A 19,688-nucleotide genomic window follows, 5' to 3' on the forward strand; every position below is an offset into this window, starting at 1 on the left:
AGCAACACATTAATAATGATCGGGAGCACTATGCTTAACGCTGAAGCACTGAATAACAACGATACCGTTGGCGAGCTCTATGCCCGCTTTGGCGCAGATTCGTTTATGCCTCAAGCTACCGCAGACAATATGCCCACGCTATGGGTAGAGCGTGCAAAACTCCTAGACGTATTAATACACCTGAAAAAACAATTCCCCATGTTGCTGGATTTATTCGGCATCGATGAACGCCTGCGCGAGCATAAACCGGAAGCAGCCAAAGATTTCACTGTGGTGTATCACCTAATGGCCTTTAGGCCGGTAGCAGAAATCCGCATCAAAACCGCCGTTAGCCTAGACGACATTGCCGTGCCCTCGGCGGTCAACATTTACCCCAATGCCAATTGGTATGAGCGCGAAGCTTGGGATATGTATGGCATAGAGTTTAGCGGCCACCCCAATTTACGGCGCATTTTATTACCTCCTACTTGGCAGGGCCACGCCCTCAGAAAAGACCACCCAGCCCGCGCCACCGAAATGGAACCCTTTAGCCTAGACGACGAAAAACAACAGCAAGAACAAGAAGCCTTACTGTTTAAACCCGAAGACTGGGGCATGCAAAGAGCTACCGACGACACCGAGTTTATGTTTCTCAACCTAGGCCCCAATCACCCCTCGGTGCACGGTGTTTTTCGCATCGCTCTACAGCTAGATGGCGAAGTGGTCGTCGACTCGGTACCCGACATAGGCTATCACCACCGCGGCGCCGAAAAAATGGCCGAGCGCCAAACCTGGCACTCGTTTATCCCCTATACCGATCGCATCGATTACTTGGGTGGGGTGATGAATAACTTGGCCTATGTGATGGCCGTAGAGCAGCTGGCGGATATTGAAGTACCCGACCGCGCCAAGGTGATACGCATAATGATGTCGGAGTTGTTTCGCATCTCCAGTCACTTAGTGTTTTACGGCACCTTTGCCCAAGACGTGGGCCAGATGTCGCCAGTGTTTTATATGTTTGCCGACCGCGAACGCCTACTAGGCATAGTCGAAGCGGTCACCGGTGGTCGCATGCATCCCGCCTGGTTTCGCATAGGCGGCGTCGCCCAAGACCTACCCAAGGGCTGGGAAAAAATGGTGCGCGAGTTTATCGACGCCATGCCTGCACGGCTAGATCACTACCAAAAAATGGCCATGGACAATAGCATCCTAAAACAGCGCACCCAGGGCGTGGGGGCTTACAATACCCAAGAGGCCATGGACTGGGGCATTACCGGCGCCAGTTTACGGGCAACAGGATTTGATTTTGACCTGCGCCGCGACCGCCCCTACGGCGGCTACGATCAATTCGACTTTGAAGTGCCCATCGCCCACAACGGCGACTGCTACGACCGCGCCGTAGTACGCATAGAAGAGATACGGCAAAGCCTGCACATTATCCGCCAGTGTATGGACAACATGCCCGAAGGCCCCTACAAAAGCGAACACAAGCTCACCACTCCGCCACCAAAAGAACGCACACTGCAAGATATAGAAACGCTTATCCATCACTTTTTAAATGTCAGCTGGGGGCCGGTGATGCCAGCAGGTGAAGCCTCCTTTCCTATAGAGGCCACCAAGGGTATTAACAACTACCACCTGGTGAGCGATGGCGGAACGCAATCTTATCGCACCCGCATACGCACGCCCTCGTTCCCGGCGCTGCAACAAATTCCTTTGATCAGCAACGGCTTAATGATTGCCGACATGATAGCCATTATCGCCAGCATCGATTTTGTGATGGCTGACGTAGATAGATGACTAAGTAGATAAGCGAGCGAGTAAAAAGCTAGGTAAACGGATATATAGCAAATGATGAGTAGCCAGATGATAAGCAGCTTAAGCGATGCCGAATTGGCCGACATAGACAAAGAAATCGCGCACGCCCCTTACAAAGCGGCGGTAGCTATAGACGCCCTAAAAATTGTGCAGGGTTACCGTGGCTGGGTATCTGACGAAAGCCTACAAACCATCGCCAAACACCTAGATATGTCCGCCGCAGAGCTAGACGGCATAGCCACTTTTTATAATTTAATTTTTCGTAAGCCAGTCGGCGAACAAGTAATACTGCTATGCAATAGCGTCACCTGCTGGATTAAAGGTTACGAAAAAATACGCCAACAAATTAGCCAACACTTAGGCGTAGGCTTGGGCGAAACCACCGCCGACAATGCCTACACCTTTTTGCCCGTCACCTGCTTAGGGGCCTGCGATAAGGCACCAGTAATGATGGTAGGCGACGATTTATACGAAAATATAGATCGCAGCGAACTTAGCGAAATTTTTAGAACCCGGGAGCAGGCGCAACTATGAGTAATACCCCCAGCCAAGCACCCACTCGGCCGCTCACACAAAACATACGCGACGATAAAACCCCAACCACTATGGCCGACTACGAGGCCAATAGCGGCTACCAAAGCTTGCACAGCACCTTAGCCAAACGCAGCCCCGCTGACTGCCTAAAAAGTATTAAAGACTCCAACCTGCGCGGCCGTGGCGGCGCGGGCTTTCCCACCGGCATGAAGTGGAGCTTTGTGCCCATGGACGACGCCGACACCGGCCACAAATATTTAGTCTGCAATGCCGATGAAATGGAACCGGGCGCTTTTAAAGACCGCTGGCTATTAGAGTGCGACCCTCATCAATTAATCGAGGGCATGATTATCTCCGCCTACACCTTACAAGCCGACATAGGTTACATTTTTATACGCTCCGAATATGTATTAGCAGCACGACTACTGCGTGCAGCCATAGCCGACTGCCATGCCAAGGGCTATCTAGGCGATAACATTCTAGGCAGTGGTTTTAATTTTCAACTGCAGGTACACGCCAGCGCTGGCCGTTATATTTGCGGCGAAGAAACTGCACTCATTAATTCCCTAGAAGGTAAACGCGCCAACCCCAGAGCCAAACCGCCCTTTCCGCAAGTCAGTGGTTTATGGGGCCGACCCACCATCGTCAACAATGTCGAAACCCTGTGCAACATACACCACATTGTGCAGCACGGTGCCGAGTGGTTTCAAAACTTGGGCATAGGCAGCGATGCCGGCACTAAGCTCTACGGTATTAGCGGTCGCGTCAAAAACCCCGGTTGCTGGGAGCTGCCTATAGGCACCCCCATACGCGATATTTTCGCGCTGGCTGGCGGCATGGAAGAGGGTTATGAATTACGCGGGTTTTTACCCGGCGGCGGCTCCACCGACTTTCTCACCCCTGAGCATTTAGACCTAGCCATGGACTACGACACCATAGGCAAGGCCGGCAGCCGCATGGGCACAGGCACCATGATAGTGCTGGACGATAAAACCTGCGCTGTGGGCTTTGTTAAAAACTTGGTGGAATTTTTTGCGCAGGAATCCTGCGGATTTTGCACTCCCTGCCGCGATGGCCTGCCTTGGTCGGCGCAGGTGCTAGACGACATTCAACAGGGGCGCGGCACAGACGAGGACATGAATACCCTGGCTAGGCAAATCGGTTTTATCGGTGCCATGGGCAATACCCACTGCGCCCTAGCCCCCGGTGCCATGGAACCACTGGCCAGCGGCATTAAATATTTTCGCGAAGACTTTGAACGCCATCTCAACAACGGCCACTGCCCGAATTGTCATAAGGGCAAGCATGGAAATACTGACAGCCACCACGAGGGCCACAACGAACTGGGCCAGGGAGTTGCAAGCTAATGCCTGTCATCACCATAGACCAGCAGCAATACACCGTTAAAGAAGGCGATAACTTATTGCAAGCCTGCCTCAGCCTAGGCTTGGATTTACCCTATTTTTGCTGGCACCCTGATATGGGTTCTATAGGTGCCTGCCGCCAGTGCGCAGTAGTGCAATATCAAAATGCCGAGGACTATCTAGAAGGTTCTCGCGGCCGTATCGTGATGGGCTGCATGACCCAGGTTAGCGACGGCGCGATTTTTTCACTTAATGGCGACAAGGCATCCGAGTTTAGAAAAACTATCGTGGAATCCTTAATGCTCAACCACCCCCACGATTGCCCGGTATGCGCCGAAGGCGGCGAATGCCATCTGCAAGATATGACGGTCATGACAGGCCACCGCGACAGACACTACCGCGGCAAAAAGAATACCCATCGCAATCAATATTTAGGGCCGCTAATACACCACGAAATGAACCGCTGTATTACCTGCTACCGCTGCACCCGCTATTACAATAATTACGCCGGCGGTACAGATTTAGCCGCCATGGCCGCCCACGATCATGTCTACTTTGGCCGCCATCAAGAGGGCATATTAGAAAGCGAATTCGCTGGCAACTTGGTGGAAGTCTGCCCCACCGGCGTATTCACCGATAAAAGCCTAGTTAACGATTACACCCGCAAATGGGATTTACAATCGGCCCCCTCGGTGTGCACCAGCTGCGCGGTAGGTTGTAACACTTTGCCCGGCGAGCGCTATGGCAAGCTCAAGCGAGTACACAATCGCTACAACGACGAAGTGAATGGTTACTTTCTCTGCGACCGCGGCCGCTTCGGAGCTAAGTTTGTAAATAGCGATAAACGCATCAACAATCCTGGGCTGCGGGACGAGCGCGGCCGCTACAATATCATCGACCCCCACCACGCCCTACATCAGCTAATTGAAGCCTGCCAAGAGGATAATAAGGTCGTCGCCATAGGCTCACCCCGCGCCTCACTAGAAGCCAATTTCTTATTAAAAACCTTGGTAGGCGAGCAGCAATTCAGCCCCGGCTTTAATGCCCAAGAGCAAGCCCTAGCGCAGCTGGCCCTAAGTCTGCAACAAGGCACCGCCGCCCATATAGCCAGCATTAAAGATATGGAGGCAGCAGACGCTATTTTTATCTTGGGCGAAGACCTCACCCACAGCGCCCCGCGCATAGCCTTGGCGCTGCGCCAAAGTGTGCGCAACAAAGCCTATGCCTTAGCCGCCGAGTTAAAACTACAACCCTGGCAAGATGCCGCCGTGCGCAACCTCGCCCAAGATCAACTCAGCCCCCTGTTTATTGCCGCCGTCGCCGACACCCGCTTAGATGACGTGGCCGAACAAACCTATCGCCTAGCACCTGACGACATTGCCCGTTTGGGCTATGCGGTAGCCGCACAGATTAATGGTGAGGACTACGAGCAAAACCCACAACATGCCGAAGCCAGTGCTATTGCCGAGGCCTTAATGGCCGCGCAGCGTCCCTTGGTGATAGCCGGTAGCAGCTGTGGCAATGCCGCTATTATGCAATCCGCCGCTGCCATCGCTGATGCGCTGGCTATGCGTAAAAACGAAAACGCTGGCAACAGCATGCTATGTCTCACCCTGCCCGAAGCCAACAGCTTGGGGCAGGCCATGCTCAGCCATAGCGCAGCCCCCAGCATAGAGGCGCTGGCCGAGGGTGCCTATAAAATTGATACCCTTATCATCTTAGAAAACGACCTGTTTCGCCGTGCGCCTGCCGCCGTAGTCAACAAACTACTACAAAGCGTCACCACACTGGTCGTACTCGACAGCTTGGATAACCCCACCCTCTCTGCCAGCCAGCTGGCGCTGCCAGCCGCCAGTTTTAGCGAAAGCGAAGGAACCATAGTCAGCTTGGAAGGCCGCGCCCAGCGCTACTTCCCGGTATCTGAATGCCAAGGCGAACGCCGCGCCAGCTGGGCTTGGTTATTAGCCTGTTTAAAAGAAATGGGCCACGCTGCAGTAGCCGACATTCACCACTTTGACGATATTACCTTGGCCTGCTCGCTGGCCAACCCCAGCTTACAGGGCATTACACTGGCCGCCCCCGATCACTTTTACCGCAACGCGGGGGTAAAAGTACCTAGGCAAACCCAGCGCAGCAGCGGCCGCACCGCCATGCGCGCCAATATATCGGTGCACGAACCCAAACAAACTGAAGATGACGAGTCAGCACTGGCCTATACCATGGAAGGCCTCAACCGCAATCAACCCGGCTCGCTACTGCCTTTTGTATGGGCACCGGGCTGGAACTCCAATCAATCGCTACACAAATTTCAAACCGAAGTGGGCGGGCCGTTAAAAGGCGGCACCGCCGGTAAGCGTTTACTGAAAGGCGGTAACCCAGCCCAACAACAAACAGCAGATATACCCGCGCCCTTCCAAGCCCAAGCTGGGCAGTGGCTGTTAGTGCCGCGTCTGCGTATTTTTGGCAGCGACGAACTCAGTAGCTATAGCGAAAATCTCAGCGAGTTACTCAGCGATGCCAGCCTAGAAGTTCATCCCGCTGACGCTCAGCTACTACAGGTACAAAACGGCGACGGCTTAACGGTAGGGGATGATTTGGCGACCCTACGGGTGGTGATTAACCAAGCCATAGTGCAAGGCTGCGCCGCTTACAGCGTAGGTATTAACGGCAGCTTTAACTTAACTCTGGGCAGCAGCGTGCGCTTACAAAAAGCCAGCGACTGGCAAAGGCCGAAACAAGCCGATGTGATTGCCTCCGATGGAGGTGCCCATGTCTGAATTAGGAACTATAGTCTTCGGCCTTATACTTATAGGCGGTGCCGTAGGCGGCGCGGCTTTTCTCACCTGGTTTGAACGGCGCTTGCTGGGCATATGGCAAGACCGGCTAGGCCCCAACCGCTTAGGCCCCTTCGGCGTGCTGCAGGTCTTGGCCGATATGCTTAAGCTGCTCACCAAAGATGATTGGGTGCCACCCTTTGCCGATAAAGTCGTGTTTGTATTTGCCCCTACCGCCATCGTCGTCGCCATGTTATTGGGTTTTGCGGTAGTACCCTTTAGTCCCGACTTATACATCATCGATCTTAATATCGGCTTATTGTTTTTCTTAGCCATGACTTCACTGGCGGTATACAGCGTGCTGCTGGGCGGGCTGGCCTCCAATAATAAATATGCGCTGTTAGGCGGCTTAAGAAGCGCCGCGCAAATGGTGAGCTACGAAGTGTTTATGGGGTTGTCACTGATGGGCGTGGTGATGCTCAGCGGTAGCTTTAGCTTGCTCGATATCGTCAACGCCCAAAAAGACCTGTGGTTTTTCATCCCCCAGTTTTTAGGCCTGTATGTGTTTTTAATTGCCGGCATAGCCGAAAGCCACAGGCTGCCCTTTGACTTACCCGAAGCCGAGCACGAACTCACCGCCGGTTTTCACACCGAATACGGCGGTATGAAATTCGCCATGTTTATGCTGGGTGAATACCTAGGCTTAATGTTGATTAGCTGCATGATAGTCACCCTGTTTTTTGGTGGCTGGTTGGGGCCTTGGCTGCCACCGGTAGTGTGGTTTTTTCTAAAAGTTTTTGCCGTTATTTGTTTTTTTATTTTACTGCGCTGCGCCATACCTCGCCCCCGCTACGACCAACTGATGTCACTGGGCTGGAAGTACATGCTGCCACTGGCCTTACTCAACCTATTAGTCACTGGCGCTGTTGTGCTAATGATGGAGGGCTAGACCATGTTGAAATCTTTGCGCAGCCAACTCACCACCATCTGGACCATCTTGCAGCACAGCTTTACCCCGGCTGAAACCGTGCAATACCCCGAACAAAAACCGTATTTAGCGCCGCGCTACCGCGGCCGCATAGTACTCACCAACGACCCCGATGGCGACGAGCGCTGCGTAGCCTGCAACCTCTGCGCGGTAGCCTGCCCCGTCGACTGCATAGCCTTACAACAGGGCACCCGTGAAGATGGCCGCTGGTATCCAGAGTTTTTCCGCATCAATTTTTCGCGCTGCATTATGTGTGGTATGTGTGAAGAGGCCTGCCCCACTAATGCCATACAACTCACCCCTGATTTTGAAATGTGTGAATACGACAGGCAAAACATGGTGTACGAAAAAGAGCATTTACAAATAGACGGCCCCGGTAAATATCACGATTACAATTTTTACCGGGTATCCGGCCTAGCCATTACCGGTAAAGACAAAGGCCAGGCGCAAAACGAAGCCCAGCCCATAGACGTAAAGAGTTTACTGCCATGATGGAAAGCTTATTTTATCTCGCCTCTTTTATTGCACTGATAGCCACCGTGCTGGCACTAAGCCGCGCCAATGCCACCCACGCTTTAATTTATTTAATTGTGTCGCTGTTGGCCGTGGCGGTGATTTTCTTTTTATTGGGCGCGCCCTTTGCCGCCGCCTTAGAAGTGCTGGTGTATGCCGGTGCCATTATGGTGCTATTTATTTTTGTCATCATGATGCTCAACTTGGGTGCCAGTGGTGTCGCCAATGAACGGCAATGGTTACAACCCCGCTACTGGATAGTACCCGGTATCTTAGCCGCCTTATTATTTGGTGAAATGCTAGTCGCGCTACAACATCACAGCGCCGCACTCAGTGGCACTATGGTGAGCCCAAAAGCGGTAGCGCTAAAACTGTTTGGCCCCTATGTGTTGGCGGTAGAACTTGCGTCGATGCTGCTACTGGCCGGTTTAGTGGGCGCTTATCATTTGGGCCGCCGCTTTTTAGCGCGCACCGAGATTGAAGAAGAGTTACATGAAAAAGAGGCGCAGCCATGAACGGCTTACAAATCCCCCTAGAGCATGTGCTCATTGTTGCCTCGTTTATGTTTAGCTTTGGCCTGCTGGGTTTAATGCTGCGCCGCAATATTATATTTATGCTGATGTCCTTAGAGGTCATGCTTAACGCTGCCGCCTTAGCCTTTGTCGCCGCCGGCGCCAAGTGGGCGCAGGCCGATGGCCAAATTATTTTCTTATTAATACTCAGTGTCGCCGCTGCCGAAGTGGCAGTAGGGCTGGGTTTGGTGTTACAGATTCAGCGTCGTTTTAAAACGCTGGATATGGACGCCGCTAACCGGATGCGAGGATAACCATGGTCACCACCCATTACTTATGGTTGATTCCCTTCTGGCCTTTATTAAGCGCCATACTCTTAATGGTGACTGCAGGGCAGCTGCCTAAAAAAATAATCTGCACATTAGGCGCAGGCTCCATCGCCCTATCGGCGGTGACTGTGGCCATGGTGGCGCAGCAGTTTTTAGCTAGCGGCGAGGTGATGCAAACCACCCTATGGACATGGATGAGCGTAGGCACGTTCGCACCCGGCATCGCTTTTTATATAGACGGATTAACTATAGTGATGATGTCGGTGATTACCGGCGTAGGGTTTTTAATCCATTTATACTCGCTGGAGTTTATGGACGATGACAGCTCCTTCTCACGCTACTTCGCCTATATGAATTTATTTGTCGCCGCCATGCTGCTCTTAGTCATGGCCGACAATTTATTATTGTTGTACTTGGGCTGGGAAGGGGTGGGGGTATGCTCTTATTTATTAGTGGGCTTTTGGTACCGCGACCCCAACAATGGTAAAGCTGCTCGTAAGGCCTTTGTGGTCACTAGAGTTGGTGATGCCGCCATGGCGCTAGGTTTATTTTTATTATTTACCGAACTGGGCACACTGGATATACAGGCGCTGTTGCTAGCCGCCGATATCAAATGGCAAGCCGGCGACCTTATTCCCACCATAGCCGCCGCCTTATTACTGGGCGGTGCGGTGGGTAAATCGGCACAGCTGCCGCTGCACACCTGGCTGCCCGATGCCATGGCCGGCCCCACACCGGTTAGTGCCTTAATTCACGCCGCCACCATGGTAACCGCCGGGGTGTACTTAATTGCCCGCCACTACAGTTTATTTTTATTAGCCCCTGGTACATTAGAGGTGGTTGCTTGGATAGGTTTGGCCACCTTATTAATTGCCGCCTTTACCGCTTTGGCGCAAAACGACATCAAACGTATCTTGGCCTACTCCACCATTAGCCAAATCGGTTATATGTTTTTAGCCTTAGGTGTCAGCGCCTTTAGCGCCGGTATTTTTCACTTAATGACCCACGCCTTTTTTAAAGCCTTATTATTTTTAGCCGCTGGTGCGGTAATACATTGCCTGCATCACGAGCATAATATTTTTAAAATGGGTGGCCTGCGTACTCGCCTGCCGATTGTTTTTTGGAGCTTCTTGATAGGCTCGTCGGCATTGGCGGCATTGCCTTTCACCTCCGGCTTTTACAGTAAAGACGCTATTTTGCTATCAGCCTGGGCGGTACCTAGCATAGGCCCTTGGTTATGGGCTGGCGGCGTACTGGGCGCACTGCTCACCGCTATCTACAGTTTTCGCTTAGTGTTTGTGGTGTTTTTTGGTGAGGCACACAGCAAACCCAATAAACAGCCGGGTTGGAAAATGGCCTTGCCTTTGGGGCTGTTGTGCTTGCTGTCATTAATCGGAGGCTGGTTTGTACTGCCCTTGGGTCAGGTGTTTCCGGCTCACAGCCACGGCGAGATTAATCACAGTGTAGAAATTATTTCTATAGCCACGCCCTTAGTCGGCTTATTCATAGCCTATGTTTTGTTTTTAGGAAAACAGGTTTCTATCGCCGGCTTTACGCAATCTAGCTTAGGCAAAGCCTTACAAAACTTTTTCTTTAGCGGCTGGCGCATTGACTCCCTCTATCAGATGTTATGGGTATGCCCTTATCAAGTGGTAAGCAAACTGTGGCGCAATGAACCCATAGACTATTTCTACCGCGCCATAGTCACCGTCATGCAATGGTGTAATACCCAATGCAGTAAATCACAAAGTGGTGAGCTGCGCTGGTATGCCACCTCCATGGTGTTTGGCTTGGTTATTTTGGTGTTAATTATGTTGAGGAGCTTGTCATGAGTTTAGCCCTGCTATTGGGGATTTTGCTCGCAGGTGGTGTTGTCGCCTGGCAGTCCGAACGCTGGCATGCCGACCTGCCACGCAGCATTTCTTTAATCACCATTGTCCTCGCATTACTGCAACTCATTAACAGCTTACATGCTCTACCTGCCGATAGCTTTAGCGTGGTACCTGACGCGACTGATGCCAGCAGTTGGCTAATCCATTTTCAGCTGAGCTGGATACCCCGCTTTGGTATTAGCTTTGATCTAGCGATGGATGGCCTCAGCCTATTGCTAGTGGTGCTTACCTTATTATTGGGCTTGGTAGCGGTGGCCGCCTCGTGGACAGAAATTGATTTTAAACCCGGCCTATTTCAAGCCAACATACTGTGGACCCTAGCCGGTGTATGCGGCGTGTTTTTAGCTATGGATATGCTGCTGTTCTTTTTGTTTTGGGAGGTGATGCTCATCCCCATGTATTTACTGATTGCCATTTGGGGCCATGAAAACAAAGCCTATGCGGCAATGAAGTTTTTTATCTTTACTCAAGTGTCTGGCCTACTCATGCTGTTGTCGATTATCACCTTGGCGTGGCAGGGCTATGTACACAACGGCCACTATAGCTTCAGTTACTTTGATTTGCTGGCACTGCCATTGGATAGCACCCTGGCTTACTGTTTGATGTTAGGGTTTTTTATTGCCTTTGTGGTGAAGCTTCCCGCCTTTCCGGTGCACACTTGGCTACCCGATGCTCACACCCAAGCACCCACTGCCGGCAGCGTATTACTGGCGGGTATTTTATTAAAAACCGGTGCCTACGGTTTGATGCGTTTTTGTATTCCGCTATTCCCTGAAGCCTCTATGCAATTTGCCCCCATCGCCATGAGCCTAGGTGCGGCGGGCGTGATCTACGGGGCGATACTAGCCTTTGCCCAAAGCGACTTTAAGCGTCTAGTGGCCTATAGCAGCGTCAGCCATATGGGTTTTGTATTGCTGGGTTTATACGCTTGGAATAGCTTGGCTATACAAGGGGCGGTTATGCAAATGCTGGCCCACGGCGTCAGCACCGCCGCCTTGTTTATGATGGCCGGAGCCTTGCAACAACGCTTGCACACCCGCGATATGTTTAGGATGGGCGGCCTGTGGTACTTCATGCCACGCATGGGGGCCTGCGCCTTATTTTTTGCGGTGGCGTCTTTGGGTTTGCCCGGGCTAGGTAACTTTGTTGCCGAGTTTTTAATTTTAGTAGGCTTGTTTGCCGTCAGCCCAATGATGACAGCCATCGCCACCTTAGGCCTAATTACCGCCGCGGTTTATTCACTGTGGATGATGCAGCAAACCTTTCAAGGTAAAACCCAAGTCGCCACAAAAGTCAGCAAGGATTTACAGGATTTTGGCGGCCGCGAAATGTTTACCATGGCAGCGATGATGCTAGCGCTATTATGGCTGGGTCTATATCCACAACCGGTATTGGATTTAGCCCAGCCGGTTATCGACAGCCTACAACAGCTGGTTCCGCTCAGCCCTGTCATCGCCGAGGTTAGCCTATGAGCACTGCCGATTTTCAAGCCCTACTGCCACTGTTGGTATTAAGCAGCGGCGCTATCCTATTGATGCTGCAAATTGCCTTTATCCGCAATGTGCGATTGAGCAGTACCCTCACCCTATTGGTATTTGCCTTGGCCGCGCTATCCTGTATATCCGCTGCCGAGTTTAGCCCTAGGTTAGTTACCCCTTTGTTAGTGGCTGATAAACTATCGTTGCTGTTTAGCGCGGTGTTTTGCTTGGCGGGCTTGGTCACCACCGTATTATCCATAGATTATATGAAGCAGCGCGGCGACCAACCCGAGGAGTATTATTTACTGCTTATGTTAAGCACGCTAGGTGCCTGTGTGTTGGCCTATGCCGAACATCTAGCCTCCTTATTATTAGGCATGGAGCTACTTTCCGTAGCGTTGTATGCCTTAATCGCCTACCCCGATAAAAGCATATTGCCACTGGAAGCCGCCAGTAAATATTTAGTGCTGTCGGGTGCCGCCTCAGCCACCCTGTTATTTGGCTTTGCCTTACTCTATGCCATCACCGGCAGCCTAGGCTTTAATGACTTGGGCGTACAGCTAGCCTACCAACCCTCGGGCAATATTATGCTCTTAGTCGCCATGGCATTAATTTTGGCGGGGCTGGGCTTTAAATTATCACTGGTGCCTTTTCATATGTGGACCCCCGATGTTTATCAGGGTGCACCCTCACCGATCACTGGATTTTTAGCCTCGGTGGCCAAGGCGGCTATCTTTATCCTACTGCTGCGTTTGTTTATAGAGGCCAAACTGTATCGCTATAATATGCTGCTCAACTGCCTAGCCTTAGTGGCCGTATTGAGCATGCTGGTGGGCAATGTGCTGGCCTTACAACAAGACAATATCAAGCGCATGCTGGCTTACTCCTCTATTGCCCATATGGGCTATCTGCTTATTATTCTGGTGGTTTGTGGCAGCAGCGCTAATCGTGCGCTGGCCATAGAGGCCGCCAGCTATTATTTGATCGCCTATACCGCCACCACCTTGGCTGCCTTTGGCTTGCTGGCGCTAATCTCGGCACAGCAACATAAGCGCGAAAACGTGTTATTGGATGATGTTAGCGGCCTGTTTTGGCAGCAGCCTCTGCTAGCGGGGCTGATGTTAGTGGCCTTATTGTCACTGGCCGGTATACCTTTAACCGCGGGCTTTGTCGCCAAGTTTTATATTTTTAGCGCCGCGATTAGCGGCTACCACTGGGTCTTAATCGCCGCGTTAATCTTGGGCAGCGCCATAGGCATTTATTATTATTTGCGGGTTATTTTTTATATGACTAAACGCAGCAGCCCAACTTACACTCTGGCAGCAACGGCTAAAGGTTGGCATATAAACAGTTTAAGCACAGGCCTAATAATCATTATTTTATTATTAGGCACCGTACCACAGCCCCTAATGGCTTATTTAAGGTCTATACTGTAGCTAACTAACCACCAGGCTTAGACCAATAACAAGAGGCAGCCCTTATGCTGAAATCGATAGACTTACGGGATTATATGAATCCTAACCCCATGACAGTTAAACCTGATGCTAATCTATTAGATGCGATGGAATTAATTATTGAGCACAAAGTCTCCGGCCTGTGTGTAGTAGACGAGCACAATCACCTACTCGGCGTGCTCTCAGAAATGGATTGTTTAAGAGGTGTACTTAGCGCCACCTATAATGAAAGTGGCGTAGGTGCTGTGAGCAACTATATGTATAGCGACAAGATTATCACCGCCAGCCCCCATGATGATATCGTCGATGTAGCCCAAGACATGCTATTAAAAAGCCACCGTCGTCGCCCCGTCGTCGAAAACGGCAAACTGGTAGGCCAAGTCACTTGCCGACGCTTACTGGCTGCGGTTAAAACCTTCCCCCGTTAACGTTGCCAGCTAACTTTTCCAGCTAAATAATGTCGCACCCATTAGCAAGCAGAAGCTGTTACTTCAATAGCTAGTACTTTGATAACAGTTTCCGCTAGTCATCGGCCTCACCACTGCGCTGCTCTAACCAGGCTAGCAAGGGCTGCCAGCTGGCCAAATCTTTTGCCACCGCCGAGGCCGGCATATCAAATATACCCTTACCCTCTTCATTGGCTTTAATATACTGCTGGGTATCACGCAGCGTGGCGATAAAAGGGATACCCAAAGAATTTAAAAAAATCTCTAAGCGCTGATACACCAAGGTGTTTTTTCTGGCGCGGTTAGCCACTACAGCTATACGGCCATCTTCCCGCTTAAACTTGCCCTGCAATAACAACTCGGCAATAAAGCGCGCCACCGCATGTATGTCAATGGCAGAGGGCAATACGGGAATTAACAACGCATCACACTCTATTAAAATATTTCTAAACTGAATCACATCCATGCCCGAAGGGGTATCAACAATCACCCGCTGGGTATCACGCTCGGGGCGTATAAACCAATTAGCGGTAACATGTTTGGGCTGCTTGTAGGCGGGGATAATTTGTATAGGATGGGATTTTTCCGGGCGGCGGCTAACCCAAAAGGTGCTAGAGCCTTGGCTATCGTAGTCCACAATTGCCGTTTTTAACTGCTGCGAGCAATAATAACTCGCCAAATTTGTCGCTACTGTGGTTTTACCTGCACCACCTTTAGCATTGACTACCGCAACTCGAAACATGCTTCCTGCTTTTTTAATTAGAATTTCGTCTTAGTGTAGTCGCAATAAACCCCGCGTGGAATAGCTGCTAGGCCGTATCTTATACAGCAAGTAATAGAACAAGAGATACTGCAAAGAATAAAGCAACAAACACAGCACATAGACAACTGGTTAAACATACAGTAATCTGCCTTTTATGATTCTGTATATAGCCGAAAAGCCTAGCCTAGGCCGCGCCATAGCCGACGCCCTGCCCAAGCCCCATAAAAAGGCCGAGGGCTGTATCTATGTGGGCAACGGTGACTGCGTAAGCTGGTGCATAGGCCATTTACTAGAGCAAAGCCCACCCGAAGCCTATGACCCCGCCTACAAGCAATGGCGCGTGGAGCACCTACCCATCAACCCCAGCCAGTGGCAGTTACAGGCCAAGGCCAGCACCAAAAAGCAGCTGGCAGTACTAGGCAAACTGATTAAACAGGCCAAGCAGTTAGTCCACGCCGGCGACCCCGACCGCGAAGGGCAGCTATTAGTGGATCAAGTCATCCATCACTTTAAAGTATCGGGTAGCAAACGCGACAGCATACAACGTTGCCTGATTAGCGATTTGAATACCCCCGCAGTAAAACAAGCACTAAGCCAACTGCGCCCCAATACTGAGTTTCGCTCGCTATCGGCGTCGGCCTTGGCCCGCAGCCGCGCCGATTGGTTATACGGCATTAATATGACCCGCGCCTACACCCTGCAAGGGCGCAAAGTGGGCTATGACGGCCTGCTCTCGGTGGGGCGCGTGCAAACCCCGCTATTAGGCTTAGTGGTACAACGCGATCAAGACATTGCCCATTTCACCAGTAAGGCGTTTTACCAAGTGCTGGCCACTATAGAAACACCTAAGGGCGAAACCTTTATCGCCAAATGGCAGCCCAGCGAGGCCTGCCAGAGCTATCAAGATGAAGAAGGCCGGGTGCTGTCAAAAAAATTAGCCGAGCATGTGGTGGATAGTATTAGCGGCCAGCCCGCCGAGGTCACCGCCAGCCGTAACAGCCGTAAAAAACAGTCCGCGCCGCTGCCCTATAATTTATCCGCCTTACAAATTGATGCCGCCCAACGCTATGGCTTAAGCGCGAAACAGGTGTTGGATAGCTGCCAGAGCTTGTATGAGCGCCACAAATTACTCACCTACCCTAGATCCGACAATCGCTACCTACCCGCCCAGCACTTTCAACAAGGGCCGGCAGTATTAGCCGCTATCGCCAGCAATAGCGAGAACTTGAAAACAGCGGTTGATCAGGCCCAGCCACAACTCAAAAGCAAAGCTTGGAACGACAGCAAAGTGCAAGCCCACCACGCCATTATCCCCACCGAAAAGCGCGCCCAGCTTAGCTCGCTAAACCCACAAGAGCGCAAACTTTATGAGTTGGTAGCCACACAATACATCGCCCAGTTTTACCCGCCCCATGAATACAGCGATAGCGAAATACAGCTGCAAATCGCCGGTGGTAGTTTTATTGCCAAAGCCAAGCAAAGCTTGGTGGCAGGTTGGAAGGCTTTATTTGCAACAGAGCAAAGCAAGGAGAAAGAAAAAAGCACTGCTCTTAACCGCTCACTACCCAAGGTTAGCAAGGGCGAACAACTGCTGTGCCTACAAGGCCTGTGCGTAGAAAAACAAACCACGCCGCCCAAACCCTTTGACGACGCCAGCCTGTTAGCCGCCATGACCGGCATAGCCCGCCATGTGCAAGACCCAGCGTTAAAGAAAATATTAAAAGAAACCGACGGCCTAGGCACCGAAGCCACCCGCGCCGGCATAATCGAATTATTATTTAAACGGGAATTTTTATTGCGCCAAGGTAAAACCATACGCGCCAGCGATGCCGGCACCGCCTTAATCAACAGCCTGCCCGATACCGCCAGGCTAGCCGACATGACTGCCCGCTGGGAAATGCAGCTCAACGCGATCAGCTTACAAGAGCAAAGCTACCAAAGTTTTATGGAGCCGCTCAGCCAAACCTTAGTGCAACTGATAGCCCACAGCCAAAGCTGCACACTCAGTTCCTTGCGCGGGGTTAAAAGCCAGCGCAAACCTTTTAGCAAAAAAACCACTAAGCATAGTACTAAAGCTCGTAGTACTAAAACTCGCAGCGCCTCTAGTAAACGGCGCGCGAGTTAATCTAGGGTTGTAGCAATAGCCACACAACGCTGGTCTTCTTGCAGGCCTATCTTAAACGCCTTGCTCACCACCGGTTGATAATCCTTAAAATCCTGCACCGCTTGTTGTAACAACTTTACACTTTGCGGGTTGCAGGCCGCGGGCATTAAGTTACCCACAAAGCTGCTTAGCGCTTGCGGGCTGGCCCGCTCGTTAAGGTCGCTAACCATAGACAAAATAGTGGCATTATAAGATTGCATAAACGCATTTTGCTCGGCAGGGAATAAACCCTGCATGGCATAACGTAAATCCGATAGCTTGTATTTTTTACTAGCGCTATCATCTAACAAGCTGGCCGTAATATGCTGAAACCATTTTGCCTTAGCCTCTGGCAAGGGCCGCACGGCCTCAGCATAGATAGCCATTTTTGCGCCTAAGTCTGAGCTGTCGCGATGTACCTCGGCATTAAGCAGCTGTTGATAATCCGCATACAGATATTGGTTTAACAGCCCCACTAACTGCCAACGCCTATCTTGGTCTATATATATGCCCTCAATAACACTATGGCCTAATAATAAAGCCCGCGCTTTTTTCAAAACTGCAGGGCTGTGGCTGGTGTTAAGGGCGATAGTAAACCACTGTTTTTGCAAGTCGCTGCCCGGTTCTACATGGCTTAATTGCTGCCAAGCCATGTTTTCTATTGCCGCTGCCCGATGGCTTAGCGCTAGCTGTAAATCTTTAGTGATAGTGGCTTGATGTGACAGGCGCTGCAGATAATCGTAGGCCTGCAATAAAGAGTCACCCACCAACCTAGTGGTATTAAGATCGCGCTCGCCAGCAATATTCGCCAGCGCAAAATCTATATAATCCGTTAGCGCTAACTCAGCCTCACGCACACTCTGCCACATATTCTGCCACAACATCATGCGCATACCGGCAGACTCAAAATCATTGATATGCTGCTTTAGGGTTTGCAAAGAGCGTGCATCCAAACGCACCGCCACATAACCCCAGTCACCCACATTGGGATAGGCCAGCATGGGGCAGGCTTGCCCTAGTGCCTGTGGTAGCTCAGTTCTGCTACCACTATAGGTCACCGCCATAAGATCTTGTAACTGCATGGCCTCGCCCTGTAACTGATACAGGCCTACTTGTACGCGCTGCTGGCGCAGGGTGGGCCAGTCGCTGGGCGCGGTTTGTAATAGCGCCATAGTAGTGACCTTGCCCTGCTCACAACTAAAGGCCAGCTCTACGGTATTTAAGCCGGTTTGATACAGCCATTGCTGCTGCCAATCATCCAAGTTTTTATCGGCCGCCTGCGCTAAGGCGCTCATGAAATCCGCTAGCGTGGTGTTTTGGTAGGCATGTGCTTTTAAATACTGCCTCACACCTGCGCGAAATTGCTCTGCCCCCAAATAATGGGATAACTGCTTTAATACCGAGGCCCCTTTGCCGTAGGTAATGCCGTCGAAGTTAGTAAAAGCATCGTCAGTGGTGGCCACAGGCAATTCTATAGCATGAGTAGTCACCTGCTGGTCGGTATCGTATGCCCACAACTTGGTGGTGAAATAAAAACTATCCCAGGTGTTTTCAAAATCGCTGGCCTGCTCTAATTGCAGGTTAGCCATATAGGTGGCAAAGCTTTCGTTTAGCCATAGCCCATTCCACCAATCCATAGTCACTAAGTTGCCAAACCACATATGGGCCATTTCATGGGCAATAACATTAGCCAAGCTTAAGCGCTGGGCGCTGGATTTTTCACCGCGGCTAACATAGGCCTCGCTAAAGGTTACCGCGCCTACGTTTTCCATAGCGCCGGAATTAAAGTCCGGCACAATAATCTGATCGTATTTATAAAAGGGATAGGGGAATTCAAAGTAGTCGTTAAAAAAGGCAAAGCTTTGCTGGCTAAAGTGAAACCAATCTTCGGTTTTAACATAGGGAGCCAGCGAATTTCTGGCAAATAAGCGCAGGGGTATATCACCGGCCTTAGCTTCCCAAACGTAGTACGGCCCCGCATGCAAGGCAAATACATAGGAGGATATTTTAGCGCTGGCAGGGAAGTGCCAGTGACGGGTGTTAGCCGTCGCATCTTCGGTAATGCTGTTCTCGCGCATTACCGACACTACCTGCCAGTGGCTGGGCGCTACCACATCTAACACATAGCTGGCTTTAAGATTGGGCTGGTCAAAATGGGGGAATAATTTATTGGCCTCATAGGGCTCAAAGTCGGTATATAAATACACCTCATTATTTTCTGGGTCTTGAAAGCGATGCAGGCCCAGCCCTTCGCTGCCGTAGGCGTGTTGATACTCTATCGCCAAGGTATTTTTACCCGCGGTAAATAACTCGGGGGCCAGGCTAATAAAGTAATTATTATATTGCCACTGCGCGGCGTGGCCATTAACGCTTATAGCCAGTACTTGGCCCTGATTAAAGTCCACAGTGATGGGCTCATTATTATTTTCGGCCAACTCAAAATCTATCAACACACCGCCAGAGAAATCTGGACTTTGTTTGCCTAAAACCACCGACAGCTGATAATCCACAGCTAGTATTTGCTGCTTGCGCAATGCCGCATAGTCGCCGCTTAACGCAGCCTCATTACTTCGCAGTAACTTAGTTTGATCGGGCTGTTCAGATTTTTTATCGCCACAAGCTGCCAAGACAACAGCGAGCAACAACACCGTTAAATGACGACTGACTTTATTGCTATTCATAATTATTCGCTTATTACAGT

Annotated in this window: 15 protein-coding genes; 13 read left to right on the top strand and 2 right to left on the bottom strand. The window is 51.0% G+C overall.

Annotation, left to right across the window (positions count from 1 at the left end):
* Positions 1-30: 30 nt before the first annotated feature.
* The 12 genes from nuoC to B067_RS0115335 all read left to right on the top strand — a co-directional run bounded on the left by nuoC (position 31) and on the right by B067_RS0115335 (position 14,063).
* On the top strand, positions 31-1,779 hold the full coding sequence (nuoC, locus tag B067_RS0115280) for an NADH-quinone oxidoreductase subunit C/D (protein WP_205619989.1): 1,749 nt from the start codon (positions 31-33) through the stop codon (positions 1,777-1,779).
* 66 nt (positions 1,780-1,845) lie between these two features.
* Entirely contained in the window at positions 1,846-2,331 is a 486-nt protein-coding gene (nuoE, locus tag B067_RS0115285; protein ID WP_035802501.1) for an NADH-quinone oxidoreductase subunit NuoE, read from the top strand.
* On the top strand, positions 2,328-3,698 hold the full coding sequence (nuoF, locus tag B067_RS0115290) for an NADH-quinone oxidoreductase subunit NuoF (RefSeq protein ID WP_019530965.1): 1,371 nt from the start codon (positions 2,328-2,330) through the stop codon (positions 3,696-3,698). Before nuoE ends, nuoF begins: the two co-directional genes overlap by 4 nt.
* On the top strand, positions 3,698-6,472 hold the full coding sequence (nuoG, locus tag B067_RS0115295) for an NADH-quinone oxidoreductase subunit NuoG (RefSeq protein WP_019530966.1): 2,775 nt from the start codon (positions 3,698-3,700) through the stop codon (positions 6,470-6,472). The genes nuoF and nuoG overlap by 1 nt, the downstream gene beginning before the upstream one ends.
* Entirely contained in the window at positions 6,465-7,418 is a 954-nt protein-coding gene (gene nuoH, locus B067_RS0115300; protein ID WP_026244710.1) for an NADH-quinone oxidoreductase subunit NuoH, read from the top strand. Before nuoG ends, nuoH begins: the two co-directional genes overlap by 8 nt.
* 3 nt (positions 7,419-7,421) lie before the next feature.
* A complete protein-coding gene (gene nuoI / locus B067_RS0115305; RefSeq protein ID WP_019530968.1) occupies positions 7,422-7,949 on the top strand; it encodes an NADH-quinone oxidoreductase subunit NuoI in 528 nt (175 codons plus the stop codon).
* Entirely contained in the window at positions 7,946-8,485 is a 540-nt protein-coding gene (nuoJ, locus tag B067_RS20675; RefSeq protein ID WP_476695841.1) for an NADH-quinone oxidoreductase subunit J, read from the top strand. Before nuoI ends, nuoJ begins: the two co-directional genes overlap by 4 nt.
* The gene (gene nuoK / locus B067_RS0115315; RefSeq protein WP_019530970.1) at positions 8,482-8,796 is read left to right on the top strand and encodes an NADH-quinone oxidoreductase subunit NuoK; all 315 of its coding nucleotides are present in this window, start codon (positions 8,482-8,484) and stop codon (positions 8,794-8,796) included. Before nuoJ ends, nuoK begins: the two co-directional genes overlap by 4 nt.
* Positions 8,797-8,798: 2 nt before the next feature.
* Entirely contained in the window at positions 8,799-10,643 is a 1,845-nt protein-coding gene (gene nuoL, locus B067_RS0115320) for an NADH-quinone oxidoreductase subunit L (protein ID WP_019530971.1), read from the top strand.
* Positions 10,640-12,175 (top strand): NADH-quinone oxidoreductase subunit M, encoded by a 1,536-nt coding sequence (nuoM, locus tag B067_RS0115325; protein WP_019530972.1) that lies wholly within the window; start codon positions 10,640-10,642, stop codon positions 12,173-12,175. The genes nuoL and nuoM overlap by 4 nt, the downstream gene beginning before the upstream one ends.
* Positions 12,172-13,617, top strand: a complete 1,446-nt coding sequence (locus tag B067_RS0115330; RefSeq protein ID WP_019530973.1) for an NADH-quinone oxidoreductase subunit N — start codon at positions 12,172-12,174, stop codon at positions 13,615-13,617. Before nuoM ends, B067_RS0115330 begins: the two co-directional genes overlap by 4 nt.
* Before the next feature lie 44 nt (positions 13,618-13,661).
* Entirely contained in the window at positions 13,662-14,063 is a 402-nt protein-coding gene (locus tag B067_RS0115335; protein ID WP_019530974.1) for a CBS domain-containing protein, read from the top strand.
* A 94-nt stretch (positions 14,064-14,157) separates the two neighbouring features.
* Here the strand turns inward: B067_RS0115335 and B067_RS20680 are convergent, their stop codons facing one another.
* Positions 14,158-14,823: a ParA family protein gene (locus B067_RS20680; RefSeq protein WP_019530975.1), complete on the bottom strand. Its 666-nt coding sequence runs from the start codon at positions 14,821-14,823 to the stop codon at positions 14,158-14,160.
* Positions 14,824-14,998: 175 nt separating this feature from the next.
* On the opposite strand from B067_RS20680, the gene B067_RS20685 reads away from it, so the two are divergent.
* Positions 14,999-16,969 (top strand): DNA topoisomerase III, encoded by a 1,971-nt coding sequence (locus B067_RS20685; RefSeq protein WP_019530976.1) that lies wholly within the window; start codon positions 14,999-15,001, stop codon positions 16,967-16,969.
* On the opposite strand, the gene pepN is transcribed toward B067_RS20685, so the two are convergent.
* On the bottom strand, positions 16,966-19,668 hold the full coding sequence (gene pepN / locus B067_RS0115350; RefSeq protein WP_019530977.1) for an aminopeptidase N: 2,703 nt from the start codon (positions 19,666-19,668) through the stop codon (positions 16,966-16,968). The two genes, B067_RS20685 and pepN, sit on opposite strands and share 4 nt — an antisense overlap.
* Positions 19,669-19,688 lie beyond the last annotated feature (20 nt).

Source organism: Dasania marina DSM 21967, from assembly GCF_000373485.1.
GTDB lineage: Bacteria > Pseudomonadota > Gammaproteobacteria > Pseudomonadales > Dasaniaceae > Dasania > Dasania marina.

Coding starts and splice junctions, on each gene's coding strand:
- nuoC (WP_205619989.1), top strand. CDS start 31: ATGCTTAACGCTGAAGCACTGAATAACAACGATACCGTTGGCGAGCTC.
- nuoE (WP_035802501.1), top strand. CDS start 1,846: ATGATAAGCAGCTTAAGCGATGCCGAATTGGCCGACATAGACAAAGAA.
- nuoF (WP_019530965.1), top strand. CDS start 2,328: ATGAGTAATACCCCCAGCCAAGCACCCACTCGGCCGCTCACACAAAAC.
- nuoG (WP_019530966.1), top strand. CDS start 3,698: ATGCCTGTCATCACCATAGACCAGCAGCAATACACCGTTAAAGAAGGC.
- nuoH (WP_026244710.1), top strand. CDS start 6,465: ATGTCTGAATTAGGAACTATAGTCTTCGGCCTTATACTTATAGGCGGT.
- nuoI (WP_019530968.1), top strand. CDS start 7,422: ATGTTGAAATCTTTGCGCAGCCAACTCACCACCATCTGGACCATCTTG.
- nuoJ (WP_476695841.1), top strand. CDS start 7,946: ATGATGGAAAGCTTATTTTATCTCGCCTCTTTTATTGCACTGATAGCC.
- nuoK (WP_019530970.1), top strand. CDS start 8,482: ATGAACGGCTTACAAATCCCCCTAGAGCATGTGCTCATTGTTGCCTCG.
- nuoL (WP_019530971.1), top strand. CDS start 8,799: ATGGTCACCACCCATTACTTATGGTTGATTCCCTTCTGGCCTTTATTA.
- nuoM (WP_019530972.1), top strand. CDS start 10,640: ATGAGTTTAGCCCTGCTATTGGGGATTTTGCTCGCAGGTGGTGTTGTC.
- B067_RS0115330 (WP_019530973.1), top strand. CDS start 12,172: ATGAGCACTGCCGATTTTCAAGCCCTACTGCCACTGTTGGTATTAAGC.
- B067_RS0115335 (WP_019530974.1), top strand. CDS start 13,662: ATGCTGAAATCGATAGACTTACGGGATTATATGAATCCTAACCCCATG.
- B067_RS20680 (WP_019530975.1), bottom strand. CDS start 14,823: ATGTTTCGAGTTGCGGTAGTCAATGCTAAAGGTGGTGCAGGTAAAACC.
- B067_RS20685 (WP_019530976.1), top strand. CDS start 14,999: ATGATTCTGTATATAGCCGAAAAGCCTAGCCTAGGCCGCGCCATAGCC.
- pepN (WP_019530977.1), bottom strand. CDS start 19,668: ATGAATAGCAATAAAGTCAGTCGTCATTTAACGGTGTTGTTGCTCGCT.